Annotated in this window: 12 protein-coding genes and 1 pseudogene; 6 read left to right on the plus strand and 7 right to left on the minus strand. The window is 59.3% G+C overall.

Annotation, left to right across the window (positions count from 1 at the left end):
- Both ACA046_RS25820 and ACA046_RS25825 read left to right on the plus strand, forming a co-directional pair.
- Complete coding sequence (locus ACA046_RS25820; protein WP_459023347.1) at positions 1–2,037, plus strand: sensor histidine kinase; 2,037 nt, start codon at positions 1–3, stop codon at positions 2,035–2,037.
- A gap of 2 nt (positions 2,038–2,039) precedes the next feature.
- Positions 2,040–2,618 carry a cob(I)yrinic acid a,c-diamide adenosyltransferase gene (locus ACA046_RS25825; RefSeq protein WP_497675239.1) on the plus strand — a complete coding sequence of 193 codons (579 nt, stop codon included), beginning with the start codon at positions 2,040–2,042 and terminating at the stop codon, positions 2,616–2,618.
- 124 nt (positions 2,619–2,742) lie between these two features.
- Here the strand turns inward: ACA046_RS25825 and ACA046_RS25830 are convergent, their stop codons facing one another.
- The 4 genes from ACA046_RS25830 to secA form a co-directional block, all read right to left on the minus strand.
- Entirely contained in the window at positions 2,743–3,993 is a 1,251-nt protein-coding gene (locus tag ACA046_RS25830; RefSeq protein ID WP_497674398.1) for an IS256 family transposase, read from the minus strand.
- 125 nt (positions 3,994–4,118) lie between these two features.
- Entirely contained in the window at positions 4,119–5,063 is a 945-nt protein-coding gene (locus tag ACA046_RS25835) for a Nudix family hydrolase (protein WP_497675240.1), read from the minus strand.
- A 152-nt stretch (positions 5,064–5,215) separates the two neighbouring features.
- On the minus strand, positions 5,216–6,433 hold the full coding sequence (gene argJ, locus ACA046_RS25840) for a bifunctional glutamate N-acetyltransferase/amino-acid acetyltransferase ArgJ (RefSeq protein WP_003209777.1): 1,218 nt from the start codon (positions 6,431–6,433) through the stop codon (positions 5,216–5,218).
- 121 nt (positions 6,434–6,554) lie between these two features.
- Positions 6,555–9,290, minus strand: coding sequence for a preprotein translocase subunit SecA (gene secA, locus ACA046_RS25845; RefSeq protein WP_459023352.1), 2,736 nt, complete (start codon positions 9,288–9,290; stop codon positions 6,555–6,557).
- A 305-nt stretch (positions 9,291–9,595) separates the two neighbouring features.
- On the opposite strand from secA, the gene ACA046_RS25850 reads away from it, so the two are divergent.
- Positions 9,596–10,051: a DUF721 domain-containing protein gene (locus ACA046_RS25850; protein WP_008432358.1), complete on the plus strand. Its 456-nt coding sequence runs from the start codon at positions 9,596–9,598 to the stop codon at positions 10,049–10,051.
- Between the two features lie 122 nt (positions 10,052–10,173).
- On the opposite strand, the gene ACA046_RS25855 is transcribed toward ACA046_RS25850, so the two are convergent.
- Positions 10,174–11,652 (minus strand): helicase HerA-like domain-containing protein, encoded by a 1,479-nt coding sequence (locus ACA046_RS25855; protein ID WP_459023354.1) that lies wholly within the window; start codon positions 11,650–11,652, stop codon positions 10,174–10,176.
- Positions 11,653–11,848: 196 nt separating this feature from the next.
- On the opposite strand from ACA046_RS25855, the pseudogene ACA046_RS25860 reads away from it, so the two are divergent.
- Both ACA046_RS25860 and ACA046_RS25865 read left to right on the plus strand, forming a co-directional pair.
- Positions 11,849–12,880: pseudogene (locus ACA046_RS25860) on the plus strand (HAMP domain-containing protein); the annotation flags it as partial.
- A 93-nt stretch (positions 12,881–12,973) separates the two neighbouring features.
- A complete protein-coding gene (locus ACA046_RS25865) occupies positions 12,974–13,738 on the plus strand; it encodes a methyl-accepting chemotaxis protein (RefSeq protein WP_497677138.1) in 765 nt (254 codons plus the stop codon).
- A gap of 10 nt (positions 13,739–13,748) precedes the next feature.
- Here the strand turns inward: ACA046_RS25865 and ACA046_RS25870 are convergent, their stop codons facing one another.
- Entirely contained in the window at positions 13,749–13,949 is a 201-nt protein-coding gene (locus ACA046_RS25870) for a hypothetical protein (RefSeq protein WP_497675241.1), read from the minus strand.
- Positions 13,950–14,035: 86 nt separating this feature from the next.
- Positions 14,036–14,884: a formyltetrahydrofolate deformylase gene (gene purU / locus ACA046_RS25875; RefSeq protein ID WP_003209762.1), complete on the minus strand. Its 849-nt coding sequence runs from the start codon at positions 14,882–14,884 to the stop codon at positions 14,036–14,038.
- Positions 14,885–15,234: 350 nt separating this feature from the next.
- Between purU and mvaT the strand changes: the two genes are divergently transcribed.
- Positions 15,235–15,609 carry a histone-like nucleoid-structuring protein MvaT gene (gene mvaT, locus ACA046_RS25880; RefSeq protein WP_005790963.1) on the plus strand — a complete coding sequence of 125 codons (375 nt, stop codon included), beginning with the start codon at positions 15,235–15,237 and terminating at the stop codon, positions 15,607–15,609.
- The last annotated feature ends 62 nt before the right edge of the window (positions 15,610–15,671 follow it).

The following is a 15,671-nucleotide window of genomic DNA, read 5'->3' on the forward strand; positions in this document are numbered from 1 at the left end:
ATGCCACTGCGCCAGCGTCTCGAAAATCTACCGGTTGGGCAAAAACTGCTGGCGGCCCTGCTGGTTTTGTTGACCACCGTCTTGCTAGTGGCCAACCTGACCTTTATCAGCGCCGCCTACTGGATCTCCCAGGAAAGCATGGCACCTCAGGCCTTGCAGGCCATCGGTCGGCTGGTGTCCAGCCCCTCGCTCGCCGCCGAGTCCCTGGACTCACCGCTCAAGGCGCAAACCCTGCTGGATGAACTGACCAGCTACTCACCCTTGCGGGCCGCAGCCTTATATGACGGCGAAGGCACGCGCCTGGCCCAGCTGCAACATGCCAATCGCCTGCACCTGCCAGACAATTACCGGGATATTGAAACCTGGCGCGCCACCGAGTTTCGCAGCAACCAGGTGATCACCCTACCCCGCGCCGGCCAACCGTCCGGGCATTTGTTGCTGGTGGCCAGTAGCGAACTGCCGGTGGCCTTTTACACCGGGACCTTCACCGCCAGCCTGGGCATCCTGATTTTCAGCGTGCTGCTGTGGCTGCTGATTGCCCGGCAGATCAAGCGCCTGATTACCCGGCCAATCCATGAACTGGAAGAATTGTCGCGCCAGGTAACCCGGGAAGAGAACTACGCCCTGCGCGCCGGCCGTGGCAACCACGATGAAATCGGCAGCCTCGCCGAAGCCTTCAACACCATGCTTTCGCGCATCGAAGCCCGCGAGCAGCAGCTCAAGCGCGCCCGCGATGATTCCCAGGCCGCCTACGATCAAGCCCAGGGCCTGGCGGAAGAAACCCGCCACACCAACCGCAAGCTGGAGCTGGAAGTCCAGGTGCGCAGCAAGATCGAGAAAAAGCTCACCGGTTTCCAGAATTACCTCAACAGCATCATCGACTCGATGCCCTCGGCGCTGATCGCCCTCGACGAGCAGCTCTACGTCACCCAATGGAACCAGGAAGCCAGTGCGCTTTCCGGCACCCGTCTGGACGAGGCGTTGAACCAGCCGATCTTCCTTGCCTTCCAGCCGCTCAAGCCGTTCCTGCCCCAGATCAAGGCCACGGTAGAGCAACACACCGTGGAGCGGATCGAGCGGGTCACCTGGATCAAGGATGACGAAGCCAAGCACTACGCCCTGACCTTCTACCCGCTGATGGGCGGTGCCGGGCGCGGCGTGGTGATCCGGATCGACGACATCACCCAGCGCCTGTCCCTGGAAGAAATGATGGTGCAGTCAGAGAAGATGCTCTCGGTGGGTGGCCTCGCCGCCGGCATGGCCCACGAAATCAACAACCCGCTGGGGGCAATCCTGCATAACGTGCAGAACATCCGCCGCCGCCTGTCCAACGAGCTACCGAAAAACCTCGAGCACGCCGAACAAGTGGGCATCGACCTGGACACGGTCAACCGTTACCTGCAAAGCCGCGAAGTGCCGCAATTGCTCGACGGCATCCAGCAGGCCGGTGCCCGGGCGGCGAAAATCGTCACCCACATGCTCAGCTTCAGCCGCCGCAGCAACCGCCAGATGGCGCCCTGCGACTTGCCGGCCTTGATCGACCAGGCCGTGGAGATTGCCGGCAACGATTTCGACCTCATCGTCGGCTTCGACTTCAAGGGCCAGGCGATCATCCGCCAGTTCGACCCGCAACTGGGTCCGGTCCCCGGCACCGCCAACGAACTCGAACAAGTGCTGCTCAACCTGCTGAAAAACGCCGCACAGGCAATTCACCAGCGTGAGGATGACAGCGAGCCAGGGCGTATCATCCTGCGCACCCGGCTCAACCCGCCATGGGCGGAGATCCAGGTGGAAGACAACGGCATTGGCATGAGCGAGAACGTGCGCAAACGCACCTTTGAACCGTTCTTCACCACCAAGGAAATCGGCCAGGGCACCGGCCTTGGGTTGTCGGTTTCGTATTTCATCATCACCAACAATCACAAAGGGCAGATGGAAGTGCATTCCACCCTCGGCCAGGGCACCTGCTTCACCTTGCGCCTGCCCTTGGCCGGCAGCCAACTGCCCCCCAACGAATTGACTCAACTGGAGCGCTAACCATGGGCTTTCGCCTGTCGAAAATTTACACCCGTACCGGCGACAAGGGCGAAACCGGCCTGGGCGATGGCCGCCGCGTACCAAAGGACCACCCACGGGTAGAGGCCATTGGCGAAGTCGATGCGTTGAACAGCCAGCTGGGTTTGTTGTTGGCGGGTCTTGAGGAACAGAGCGGGCAGCATCCGGCATTGAAGGATGTGATCAAGGTGCTGACGCCTTGCCAGCATCGGCTGTTTGATCTGGGTGGCGAGTTGGCGATGCCGGTGTATAAGGCGCTGAATGCGGCGGAAGTCGACCGGCTTGAGGCGGCGATCGATCGCTGGAATGAAGAGGTCGGGCCGCTGGAGAACTTCATTCTGCCGGGGGGTTCGGCGTTGATTGCCCAAGCTCATGTCTGCCGCAGCCTGGCCCGCAGTGCGGAGCGTCGGTGTCAGCACCTGAATGCAGTGGAACCGCTGGAAGGCGTGGGGTTGGCGTATATCAACCGGCTGTCGGACTTGCTGTTTGTGGCCGCCAGGGTGATTGCCAAGCGCCAGGGCGTTGCGGAGATTTTGTGGCAGGCGGCGGCGAAGCCGCACTAATCCTTACTGACTGATTGAGATTTGTGGCGAGGGAGCTTGCTCCCGCTGGGCTGCGTAGCGGCCGGGACTGTCAGTTTTTTTGTGTGCGGGCCGGTAACGGCCTGCCGTCAGGCAGGCCGTGCTTTTACCAGGTTGGCCTGATAAATCGATCTCCGTACAGAATCGCAAATTGATTCATCGCACTTTTCCAGTCATGGGCCGCCGAGCCCCAGTTTGCAGTGATATTTCGCAGCCCGAGCCAGATCAGTTTGGTTGCCGCATCGTCGGTCGGGAAGTGGCCGCGAGTCTTGATGATCTTTCGTAGCTGAGCGTTGATGCTCTCGATGGCGTTGGTGGTGTAGATCACTTTTCGGATTGCTGGCGGGAAGACGAAAAATGGAATGACTCGATCCCAGGCCCTTCGCCAAGCAGCCACTACCGTCGGGTATTGCTTGCCCCAGGGCCCGGTTTCAAACGCGTCCAGCGCCTGTTCAGCCGCTTCGGCGGTGACCGCCTGGTAGATCGGCTTGAGCGCCTTGGCCAGTTCGCGACGCTTATCCCACGCTGCGTAATCAAGGCTGTTACGGATCAGATGAACAATGCAGGTTTGCAGTGTCGTCGCTGGAAAGACAGCGCCAAGGGCTTCTGGCATGCCTTTGAGTCCATCTGTCACGGCGATCAGTACATCTTCAATACCGCGTGTTTTGAGGTCGTTGAACACCTTCATCCAGAACTTGGCGCCCTCGGTATTTTCGATCCAAATGCCGAGAATATCCCGTGTGCCGTCAGGCAGAACACCCAGTGCCAAGTAGATCGCCTTATTACGCACCAGTCCTTCTTCGCGGATTTTGACCCGCAGGGCATCGAAGAAAATAACCGGATACATCGGCTCCAAGGGCCGCTGTTGCCATGCGCCGATCTCAGCCATGACCTCGTCGGTCACCGAGCTGATGAAATCAGGCGAAACGTCCGTACCGTACTGCTCGGAGAGAAACGCGCGGATCTCTCTGACCGTCATGCCGCGGGCGTACATAGCGATGATCTTGTCATCGAAACCGGTGTAACGGCGTTCGTGCTTGGGGATCAGAATGGGCGAAAAACTGCCGTCCCGGTCACGCGGAATATCCAGCCGGAGCGGCCCATCGCCCGTGAGAACCGTCTTGCCGCTTTTGCCATTACGCTGGTTGGTCTCATCCTCTGGGCGCTGCGCGCCCGGCGGATAGCCCAGGTGATGGCCGAGCTCGGCATTCAAGGCTCGCTCGATCAGAGCCTTCTTGAAAGCCGCTGAGGCGTCTTCGATGGCCTCGGCGGTCATCATGCCGTCAGCGAACTGCTCGAGCAGCTCTTTCGGGATTTTTGGTAGTTCACGCAGCGGTGGTTTCTTTTTGGTTGGCATACATGCACCTCTTGCTCATGGTATGCCCGAACACAAAATTTCTGACACCCCCTAGCGGCCCCAAAAAAGCGGGAGCAAGCTCCCTCGCCACAACTGCTCCCCTGGCCACTCGCCAAGATTATGCCTCAAACCTCAGGCCAGAACGCCCGAATCCCCGCCACACCTTGAGCCCCGGCCTCCCAGGCCTTTTCCCGCTCAGCAGGGCCAACCCCACCCAGCAAGAACACCGGTTTGCTGAAACCACTGATCAACTGCTGCGCCTGCTCCCAACCCAATGGCTGGGCATCAGCGTGAGACTGGGTCGGCTGCACCGGTGACAGCGTGACGAAATCCACGTCCATCAACTCCGCCAACGCCAGTTCTTCAGCAGTGTGGCAGGACGCCGCCAACCAGCGATCCTTCGGCAAAGGTCGCCCCTTGCTCGCGTATTTGCGCAGTTGCACCGAGGTCATGTGCCAGCCGGCTGCGGGAAAATCCCCCAGCCATTCAAACGGCCCCTTGAGCATAAGCTGAGCCTTGCCCGCACACAGCCCCACGGCGTCCACCGCCAGGTCGCGGTACTTGGGGTCGTAACCGTTGGGAGCACGCAACTGAATCAGCTTGATGCCGCCCGCGATAGCTTGTTGAATGCCGCGTAACAGCGTCGGCGTTTCCAGCTCACCCGGAGTGATCAGGTATTCAGCCGGCAAACGCGCTGCTGCTACGATCGGTGCGTTGGCCGCCGGAAACTCATAGTTCGGCAAGTCCCGCTGGGCTACCCACTCAAGGGGTTGCCCTTCGGCACCGTGAGGTTCACCGGTAAAAGCCGAGACTTCCCAGACATCCAGCAACACCTGCTTGTCCGGGTAATCATGCTGCACCTTGATCAACGGACGAGCTGCCGTAACCTGGATGCCCAACTCTTCCTGCAATTCACGGGACAGCGCGGTAGCGACCGACTCATCGGCCTCCACCTTGCCACCGGGAAACTCCCAGAGGCCGCCCTGATGCTGGGTATCGGCGCGGCGCGCCAGCAGAATCCTGCCGTCGACACCCCGGATGACCGCTGCTGCTACATGAACTCGTTTCACCGCATTGTTCCTCTAAACGTAAATCCACCTGTAGGAGCGAGCTGGCTCGCGAAGGTCGTTAACGATAACGCGGGCTTCCTGACTCAGCGGGGCGCCCTCTGGTTTTTCGCGAGCAAGCTCGCTCCTACAGTGACACCTGCCATACCTGAGTATCAGGTTCGGTATTCCGCATTGATCTTCACGTACTCGTGGGACAGGTCGGTGGTCCAGATGGTTTCGCTGCACTCACCGCGACCCAATTCGATACGGATGGTGATTTCTTCCTGCTGCATCACCGCAGAACCCTGGGCCTCGGTGTACGTCTCGGCCCGGGCGCCACGGCTGGCGATGCACACCTCGCCAAGGAATACGTCGATCTTGCTCACGTCCAGGTTCGGCACACCGGCGCGGCCCACAGCGGCCAGGATACGGCCCCAGTTCGGGTCGGAGGCAAACAGTGCAGTCTTGATCAGCGGCGAATGGGCCACGGTGTAGCCAACGTCCAGGCATTCCTGGTGGTTGCCGCCGCCGTTGACTTCAACCGTCACAAACTTGGTGGCGCCTTCGCCGTCACGCACGATGGCCTGCGCCACGTCCATGCACACTTCGAACACGGCCTGCTTCAACGCTGCGAAATACGCGCCGTTGGACGAGGTGATTTCCGGCAGGTCGGCCTGGCCGGTGGCGATCAACATGCAGCAGTCGTTGGTCGAGGTATCGCCGTCGATAGTGATGCGGTTGAACGACTTGTTCGCGCCGTCGAGCATCAGGTTCTGCAGTACATCACGGGAGACTTTGGCGTCGGTGGCGATGTAGCCAAGCATGGTCGCCATGTTCGGGCGGATCATGCCGGCGCCTTTGCTGATGCCGGTGACGGTGACGGTGACGCCTTCGTGCACAAACTGACGGCTTGCGCCTTTGGGCAGGGTGTCGGTAGTCATGATGCCGGTGGCCGCAGCCGCCCAGTTATCCACCGACAAGTCATCCAGTGCGGCTTGCAGCGCGCCTTCGATTTTCTCGACCGGCAACGGCTCACCGATCACGCCGGTGGAGTACGGCAGCACCTGGCTGGCATCAACGCCGGTCAGTTCCGCCAGCTTGGCGCAGGTACGGGCAGCGGCGGCCAAGCCTGGCTCGCCGGTGCCGGCGTTGGCATTGCCTGTATTGGTCAGCAGGTAACGCACCGGGCCTTCAACCCGTTGCTTGGCCAAAATCACCGGAGCCGCGCAAAACGCGTTCAGGGTGAACACACCCGCGACGGTCGAGCCTTCGGCACAGCGCATCACTACCACATCCTTGCGCCCCGGGCGCTTGATGCCGGCCGATGCGATACCAAGTTCAAAACCGGCAACCGGGTGCAACGTGGGCAAAGGACCAAGACCAACAGCCATGAATGCGCTCCTAACAATAGTGGATGTGTATCCCGTCGTTATCGACGGTGACGAAATGGCAAAACGCCGCGACGGCTGATGCCGGTCGCGGCGCGGGGTGTTGCAGCGTCAGGCGAAAATCTTAGTTGATTTCGCCGTGGCAGTGTTTGAACTTCTTGCCCGAACCGCACCAGCACAGCTCGTTGCGACCCAGCTTCTGCTCATTGCGCACCGGCGCCTGGGCCAGGGCCACATCGACCTCTTCACCCAACACTTCCGGAGCTTCAAGACCCGGTGCTTCGTCATGCTGGAACTGCATGCGCGCAGCCAGTGCCTCGGCTTCCTGACGCAGGCGGGCTTCTTCCTCGATCGGATCTTCGCGACGCACCTGAACGTGGGACAGCACACGAATCGAATCGCGCTTGATCGAATCCAGCAGCTCGGAGAACAGCGTGAACGACTCGCGCTTGTACTCCTGCTTCGGGTTCTTCTGGGCGTAGCCACGCAAGTGGATGCCGTGACGCAGGTGGTCCATGGTCGACAGGTGGTCTTTCCACAGGTCGTCCAGCACACGCAGTACGATTTGCTTCTCGAAGGTGCGCAGTGCTTCGGCACTCGCCTGCTCTTCTTTTTCGTTGTACGCGGCCAGCAGCTCGGTCATGAGCTTCTCGCGCAGGGTTTCTTCGTACAGGTGATCGTCTTCGTCGAGCCATTGCTGGACCGGCAAGTCGACACCGAAGTCGCTCTTCAACGCGGCTTCCAGACCGGCAACATCCCACTGTTCAGGCAGGGATTGCGGCGGAATGTGTGCACTGACAGTGGCGTTGAGCACGTCCTGACGGAAATCGGCAATGGTCTCGCCGATGTTGTCGGCGGCCAGCAACGTGTTACGCATGTGATAAATCACTTTACGCTGTTCGTTGTTGACGTCATCGAACTCGAGCAGTTGCTTACGAATGTCGAAGTTGCGGCCTTCTACCTTGCGCTGGGCCTTCTCGATGGCGTTGGTCACCATGCGGTGTTCAATCGCTTCACCGGACTGCATGCCCAGGGCTTTCATGAAGTTCTTCACCCGGTCCGAGGCGAAGATACGCATCAGGCTGTCTTCCAGGGACAGGTAGAAACGGCTGGAACCGGCGTCACCCTGACGACCGGCACGACCACGCAACTGGTTGTCGATACGGCGCGATTCGTGACGCTCGGAAGCGATCACCTGCAAGCCACCGGACTCCAGCACTTGCTGGTGACGCTTCTGCCAGTCGGCCTTGATCTGCGCGATCTGCTCCGGGGTCGGGTCTTCCAGGGAGGCGACTTCCACTTCCCAGTTACCGCCCAACAGGATGTCGGTACCACGACCGGCCATGTTGGTGGCGATGGTCAGTGCGCCTGGGCGACCGGCCTGGGCAATGATCTCGGCTTCTTTTTCGTGGAACTTGGCGTTGAGGACCTTGTGCTCGATGCCTTCCTTGTTCAGCAAGCTGGACATGTGCTCGGAAGTTTCGATGGTGGCAGTACCCACCAGCACCGGACGGCCCTGGGCCATGCATTCCTTGATGTCGGCGACGATTGCAGCGTATTTCTCGTCGGCGGTCAGGAACACCAGGTCGTTGAAGTCTTTACGCGCCAGCGGCTTGTTCGGCGGGATAACCATCACCGACAGACCGTAGATCTGGTGGAATTCGAACGCTTCGGTGTCGGCTGTACCGGTCATGCCGGACAGTTTGTTGTACAGACGGAAGTAGTTCTGGAAGGTGGTCGAGGCCAGGGTCTGGCTCTCTGCCTGGATGTTCAGGACTTCCTTGGCTTCGATCGCCTGGTGCAGGCCTTCCGACAGACGGCGACCCGGCATGGTACGACCGGTGTGTTCGTCGACCAGTACGACCTGGCCGTCCTGCACGATGTATTCGACGTTGCGATGGAACAGCTTGTGAGCACGCAGGCCGGCATACACGTGGGTCAACAGGCCCAGGTTATGCGCCGAGTACAGGCTCTCGCCTTCGGCCAGCAGGCCGATCTGGGTCAGCATGTCTTCGACGAACTGGTGACCGGCTTCGTTGAGTTCGACCTGGCGGGTCTTCTCGTCGATGGTGAAGTGACCTTCTTTGGTCACCACGCCTTCCACTTCCTCGATGTGTTGCTCAAGGCGCGGGATCAGCTTGTTGATTTCGGTGTACAGGCGCGAGCTGTCCTCGGCCTGACCGGAAATGATCAGCGGGGTACGGGCTTCGTCGATCAGGATGGAGTCGACTTCGTCGATCACGGCAAAATTGAGTTCGCGCTGGAATTTTTCTTCCATGCTGAACGCCATGTTGTCGCGCAGGTAGTCGAAACCGAATTCGTTGTTGGTACCGTAGGTGATGTCGGCAGCGTAGGCGGCGCGCTTCTCTTCCGGCGGCTGGAACGGCGTGACAACGCCGACGGTCAGGCCGAGGAATTCATACAGCGGACGCATCCAGTTGGCATCCCGGCGGGCCAGGTAGTCGTTCACCGTCACAACGTGCACGCCCTTGCCGGACAGTGCGTTGAGGTAAACGCCCAGGGTTGCTACCAGGGTCTTGCCTTCACCGGTGCGCATTTCGGCAATCATGCCTTCATGCAAGGTCATGCCGCCGATCAACTGAACGTCGAAGTGGCGCATGCCCATGACACGCTTACCGGCTTCACGGGCGACCGCAAAGGCTTCGGGAAGCAGCTTGTCGAGGGTTTCACCTTTGGCTATGCGGGCCTTGAACTCTTCGGTCTTGGCGCGCAATTGCTCGTCCGAAAGGGCAACCATCTGCTCTTCGAAGGCATTGACCAGCTGCACCGTCTTGAGCATGCGTTTGACTTCGCGCTCATTCTTGCTTCCAAAAAGTTTCTTTAACAAAGGCGCAAACATATCGGCAGGTTCTTCCACACATAGGGATGGAGGGCGCCCCGTGAGTCGCCCGAGCAGCCCTCACGGCCGCATGCGAACGAGCATTCTACCCGGAAACGTGGGTGAGGAAAGTGGCGTTATTCCACGATGCAGGCACGGCGCTCTTAGAGGGCGTGTTTAAAATAAGGGCTTTTTGCTGAACTTCAACCCATTCGGGCAATAAGTTACTCATTGATTTAATGGATAATCTGCCCGTAATGCAATGGGCGCGGCGGTGCAGACGCTTTCTGCTACCATGGCCGCTCTGTTACTTAAGGTGTCTAGTCATGGCATTTCGCCCTCTTACGGCTCGAGCTCCCGCCGTGTTGCTTCGCGAAGCCAAGCCTTTAAAAGCCATCTTCGGCCATGCGCAACGCCTTGGTCATTTGCAACGCCTGGTAGAAAGCCAACTGCAACCCGCCGCCCGCGAACACTGTCACGTGGCGTCGTGGCGTGAAGGCAATCTGCTGCTGATCGTCACCGACGGCCATTGGGCGACGCGCCTGCGCTATCAGCAAAAACGGTTGCAGCGCCAATTGATGGCCTTCGATGAATTCGCCAGCCTGACGCGCATCCAGTTCAAAGTACAACCGCCGACCGTACCGCAAGGTGCAGTGGGGCATACGATGGATTTGTCGGAGATTGCGGCCGAAACCATTCAGGCCACAGCCGACGGGATTACCGACCCGAATTTACGCGCGGCACTGGAGCGGCTGGCCGCTCACGCCAAACCCAAAACCTGAGACCCGGCGCAGAACCAAGTGTGGGAGCGGGCTTGCTCGCGAAGGCGGCGTGTCAGTCACTGGATATATTGACTGTTCCACCGCTTTCGCGAACAAGCCCGTTCCCACATTTGATCGCATCGTTATTTACGCTTGCTGCCGCCCAACAACGACCCCAGTAACCCGCGCACCAACTGCCGGCCCATCTGATTGGCCGCCTGTTGCATCGCCGATTTCAGGGCCTTGCCTGCCGTAGTCCCCAGGAACGCGCCGGCCTTGTCGGTAAAGCTCGGTTCTTCAGCAGCGGGCGTCGCCTCTGCTTGCGGCCCCAGGTCCTTGCGCGCCATCAACACTTCGTACGCCGACTCCCGGTCAATCGGCTTGTCATAGCGCCCCAGCAACGGCGAACTGGCAATCAACGCCGCACGCTCGGCTTCGCTCAACGGCCCGATCCGCGATTGCGGCGGCGCCACCAGCACGCGCTGGACCACTTCAGGCGTCCCCTTTTCCTGCAAGGTTCCCACCAGCGCCTCACCCGTACCCAATTCGGTCAGCACCGCCAGCGCATCAAACGCCGGGTTGGGGCGGAAGCCATCGGCCACGGCCCGCAGGGATTTCTGTTCTTTAGTGGTGAACGCCCGCAGCCCATGCTGGATGCGCAGGCCCAACTGAGCCAGCACCGTGTCCGGCAGATCCCCCGGAGACTGGGTGACGAAATACACGCCGACGCCTTTCGAACGAATCAGTCGCACGACTTGTTCCAGGCGATCCTGCAGGGCCTTTGGCGTATCGGCGAACAACAGATGCGCTTCATCGAAAAACAGCGCGAGCAGCGGCTTGTCCGCATCACCGCGCTCCGGCAGTTGCTCGAACAGCTCGGCCAGCAGCCAGAGCAGGAAGGTCGCGTACACCTTCGGCGCCTCATGCACCAGGCGGCTGGCGTCCAACAGGTGAATGCGTCCGCGGCCGTCACTGGCCGGCTGCAGGATATCTTCCAGTTGCAACGCCGGTTCGCCGAACAACGCTTCGGCGCCCTGCTGCTCCAGTACCGCCAGGCGCCGCAATAATGCCTGGCTGGAACCGGTAGTCATCAACGCCGCATCTTCCCCCAGCAATTCCGGGTGGTAGCGCAAATGATTGAGCAGCGCCTTGAGGTCCTTGAGGTCCAGCAGCAACAGGCCTTCGCGGTCGGCCACCTTAAAGGCCGCATAAAGCGCTGATTGTTGGCTGTCGGTGAGTTCCAACAGGCTGCCGAGCAACAGCGGGCCCATTTCACTCATGGTGGTACGCAGCGGATGACCGGACTCGCCGTGGATATCCCACAACGTCACCGGGTACGCCTTGGGCGCGTAATTAAGGAACGGCATGCCGGCGATCCGCTCTGCGACCTTGCCTTGAGGATTGGCCGCAGCGCCCAGGCCGCAGAGGTCGCCCTTGATGTCGGCGGCAAATACCGCGACGCCGGCATCGCTGAAGGCTTCCGCCAGACGCTGCAACGTGACGGTTTTGCCGGTGCCGGTAGCACCCGCGATCAGGCCGTGGCGGTTGGCCAGGCGCATCGACTGTGCGATCGGCTGACCTTGAAGATCGGCACCAATAATGAGTTGCGAGGAGTCAGGCATTTTGTCACCCATGGTTAATCTTTAGCACTGCGTGGTCGATACAGTTAGAGCGAGAGACCCAAAAAGTCTTAGAAAAACGGGCCGGATAATTCCTGCAGGAGCAGATGGAAATATCACACTTTTTTTAACGCAGCCATTTTGCGCGCCTCAAAAGGACGTGCATCGGATATTAAGACCATAGCGGACCCCACAAGCCATGAATAAAAATCTGCGTTTCAGCCATAAAATCCTGCTTGCCGCCGCTCTTATCGTCATTGCCGCCTTTGCGTTGTTTACCCTCTACAACGATTACTTGCAGCGTAATGCGATTCGCGACGATCTGAACAACTACCTGCATGAAATGGGTGATGTCACCGCCAGCAACATCCAGACCTGGCTCACCGGGCGCATTGTGCTGATCGAAAGCGCCGCCCAGAACATCGCCATCAACCCGGATTCAAGTAACGTCGCAAGCCTCCTGGAGCAGAAAGCCCTGACGTCTTCGTTCATGGCCACGTACCTGGGCGACAGCAAAGGCGGTTTCGTGATCCGCCCCGACACCAAGATGCCCGACGGCTTCGACCCGCGTGTACGCCCCTGGTACAAGGGCGCACAGGGCAGCAACGGCTCAACCCTGACCGAACCGTACATTGATGCGGCCACCGGCCAGTTGATCATCTCCATTGCCACCCCCAGCAGCAAAGCCGGCCAGAGTGTCGGCGTGGTGGGCGGTGACCTGAGCCTGCAAACCCTGGTGGACAACATCGGCGCGCTGAACTTCGGCGGCATGGGTTATGCCTTCCTGGTCAGCGCCGACGGCAAAGTGCTGGTGCACCCGGACAAAAACCTGGTGATGAAAACCCTGGCTGACGTCTATCCAAAAAACACCCCGAAGATCAGCAGCGATTTCAGTGAAGTCGACGTAGACGGCAAAACCCGCATCGTCACCTTTACCCCGATCAAGGGCCTGCCCTCGGTGAACTGGTACCTCGGCCTGTCGGTGGATAAAGACAAATCCTTCGCCATGCTCAGCGAATTCCGCACCTCGGCGATCATTGCCACGATCATCGCCGTGGTCATCATCATCGCCCTGCTGGGCATGCTGATCCGCATTCTCCTGCAGCCACTGCACGTCATGACCCGCGCCATGGAAGACATCGCCGACGGCGAAGGCGACCTGACCCGCCGCCTGACCATCCAGAACCACGACGAATTCGGCGTGCTAGGCAGTGCGTTCAATCGCTTCGTGGAACGGATTCACACCTCGATTCGCGAAGTGTCCTCGGCCACCGAACACGTCAATGAAGTGGCCTTGCGGGTGGTCAGCGCCTCCAACTCCTCGATGGTCAACTCCGACGAGCAGGCCAACCGCACCAACAGCGTCGCCGCCGCCATCAACGAGCTGGGGGCCGCCGCCCAGGAAATCGCCCGCAACGCCGCCCAGGCCTCTAATCAGGCCAGCGATGCGCGGCACTTGGCCGAAGACGGTCAACACGTTGTCGAGCGCAATATCAAGGCGATGAACCAGTTGTCGCAAATGATCAGCGCCTCCAGCACCAATATCGAAGCGCTTAACAGCAAGACGGTGAACATCGGGCAGATCCTGGAAGTGATCACCAGCATTTCCCAGCAAACCAACTTGCTGGCCCTCAATGCGGCGATTGAAGCCGCACGGGCCGGGGAAGCCGGGCGCGGGTTCGCGGTCGTGGCCGATGAAGTGCGCAACCTGGCACACCGCACCCAGGAATCGGCGCAGCAGGTGCAGAAGATGATCGAGGAGCTGCAAGTCGGCGCGCGGGATTCGGTCAGCACCATGAGCGAAAGCCAGCGACACAGTCAGGACAGCGTTGAAATCGCCAACCTGGCGGGCGAGCGCCTGAACAGCGTGACCCAGCGCATTGGTGAGATTGACGGGATGAACCAGTCAGTCGCCACCGCTACCGAGGAACAGACCTCGGTGGTGGAGTCGATCAACATGGACATCACCGAGATCAACACCCTCAATCAGGAAGGTGTGGAAAACCTGCAATCGACGTTGCGTGCCTGTTCCGACCTGGAACAACAGGCAGCGCGCTTGAAACAACTGGTGGGCAGTTTCCGGATCTGATTCAACAGCGTCAGTGGCAGCCTTGCGCAGCGGCTGACGCCTGTTCTTCCGGCGAACCGGATGTGTCCTGCAGTTGCTCCCACAACTCGGCGGCACCTGAAAACTCGGTGCCGTCCTCACTGCTCAGGTCATCCGGGTCATATCGACTCAAACAACCTTCTCCCAGCGTCGCGGGAGCTTTGGACGTGGCTTTATCAAGTGGATCGCTCATTCTCCAATCCTCACCTGTGGCCAAAGAAAAAGGGCCTGTAGCGATTTAACGCCCAGGCCCTTCATTCTTCAATCAAAACACTTCAATCAGAACACGACGGTCTTGTTGCCGTGCACCAGCACCCGGTCTTCCAGGTGATAGCGCAGGCCGCGAGCCAGCACCATCTTCTCGACATCACGGCCAAAACGCACCATGTCTTCGATGCTGTCGCTATGGCTGACGCGTACCACGTCCTGCTCGATGATCGGACCTGCGTCCAGCTCTTCGGTAACATAGTGGCAGGTAGCGCCGATCAGCTTGACACCACGCAGGGATGCCTGGTGATACGGCTTGGCGCCCACAAACGACGGCAGGAAACTGTGGTGAATATTGATCACCTTGCCAGCGTATTCACTGCACAGTTCCGGCGGCAGGATTTGCATGTAGCGCGCCAGCACCACGACGTCTGCATCGTGCTGTTTGACCAGGCGCGAGACTTCGGCAAATGCCGGCTCTTTGTCCTGCGGGTTGACCGGGACGTGGTAGTACGGGATGCCATGCCACTCGACCATGCTGCGCAGGTCGTCGTGGTTGGAAATCACGCAGGAAATCTCGCAGTCCAGCTCGTCGCTGTGCCAGCGGTGCAGCAAGTCCGCCAGGCAGTGGGACTCGCGACTGGCCATCAGGACCACGCGTTTTTTCTGTTCCGTGTCGGTGATGCGCCAGGTCATCGAGAACTCTTCAGCGATCGGGGCAAATGCCTCGCGAAATGCCTCTAGACCAAAGGGCAGCGTATCGGCACGTATTTCGTGACGCATGAAAAACCAGCCGCTGAGATTGTCCGAGTGATGGCTCGCTTCGGTGATCCAGCCGTTATGGGAAGCCAGAAAGTTACTGACCTTGGCAACGATGCCAACCCGGTCCGGGCAAGCAATCACCAGCCGAAAAGTGCGCATTAGGGGGAAACTCCAGAACTTCGCAAAGGCCGCCATTCTAGCGATTGCGCAGAAAAACTGCAGTATTCCTTAACCGTTATTCTGATCGCGAGCGTCAGCCCTGCCCCTTAATAGCGTAAGGTTTTACCCATTGTATGTGTGCAAACCCGTGGACTCAGGCAGTAAGCCAAGACTTAGCGAGAGTATCTTTAGCCTGTCGCCGTTACTAATTAACTAAATTCCACGCTTTTGTCACAAACAACCAAAGTAAATTACATAAATGCAGTCTTAAATGTTTACTTGAGCAAACTGTCTGACTATTATTGGGCCACTATCCCCTTTCACCCCGCGCCCTACATAAGGTAGTCCTCATGTCCCTGATCAACGAATACCGCGCCACCGAAGAAGCTATCAAAGAGCTGCAAGCCCGTTTGAAGAACCTGTCCCAAGACGACAAACTGCAAACCGAGCTGGAATTCGAAGGCAAATTGCGCACCCTGATGGGCGAATACTCCAAATCCCTGCGTGACATCATCGCGCTGCTGGATCCAGAATCGAAAGTTAAAGCTCCACGTGGCGCCGTAAAAACTACCGGCACCAAGCGTGCACGCAAGGTTAAACAATACAAAAACCCGCATAACGGCGAAGTGATTGAAACCAAAGGTGGCAACCACAAGACTCTGAAAGAGTGGAAAGCCAAGTGGGGCGGCGACGTGGTTGAAGGCTGGGCTACCCTGCTGGGCTAAGCCTCACCAGGACGCCGCGTGATACGCAACGCAATAAAAAACGCCAGCTAGCTGGCGTTTTT

It is taken from the genome of Pseudomonas sp. LBUM1641, from assembly GCF_059716235.1.

Bases quoted from the DNA above. Each gene is read 5' to 3' on its own strand.
- ACA046_RS25820 (WP_459023347.1), top strand. From the start codon at position 1: ATGCCACTGCGCCAGCGTCTCGAAAATCTACCGGTTGGGCAAAAACTG.
- ACA046_RS25825 (WP_497675239.1), top strand. From the start codon at position 2,040: ATGGGCTTTCGCCTGTCGAAAATTTACACCCGTACCGGCGACAAGGGC.
- ACA046_RS25830 (WP_497674398.1), bottom strand. From the start codon at position 3,993: ATGCCAACCAAAAAGAAACCACCGCTGCGTGAACTACCAAAAATCCCG.
- argJ (WP_003209777.1), bottom strand. From the start codon at position 6,433: ATGGCTGTTGGTCTTGGTCCTTTGCCCACGTTGCACCCGGTTGCCGGT.
- secA (WP_459023352.1), bottom strand. From the start codon at position 9,290: ATGTTTGCGCCTTTGTTAAAGAAACTTTTTGGAAGCAAGAATGAGCGC.
- ACA046_RS25850 (WP_008432358.1), top strand. From the start codon at position 9,596: ATGGCATTTCGCCCTCTTACGGCTCGAGCTCCCGCCGTGTTGCTTCGC.
- ACA046_RS25855 (WP_459023354.1), bottom strand. From the start codon at position 11,652: ATGCCTGACTCCTCGCAACTCATTATTGGTGCCGATCTTCAAGGTCAG.
- ACA046_RS25865 (WP_497677138.1), top strand. From the start codon at position 12,974: ATGGTCAACTCCGACGAGCAGGCCAACCGCACCAACAGCGTCGCCGCC.
- ACA046_RS25870 (WP_497675241.1), bottom strand. From the start codon at position 13,949: ATGAGCGATCCACTTGATAAAGCCACGTCCAAAGCTCCCGCGACGCTG.
- purU (WP_003209762.1), bottom strand. From the start codon at position 14,884: ATGCGCACTTTTCGGCTGGTGATTGCTTGCCCGGACCGGGTTGGCATC.
- mvaT (WP_005790963.1), top strand. From the start codon at position 15,235: ATGTCCCTGATCAACGAATACCGCGCCACCGAAGAAGCTATCAAAGAG.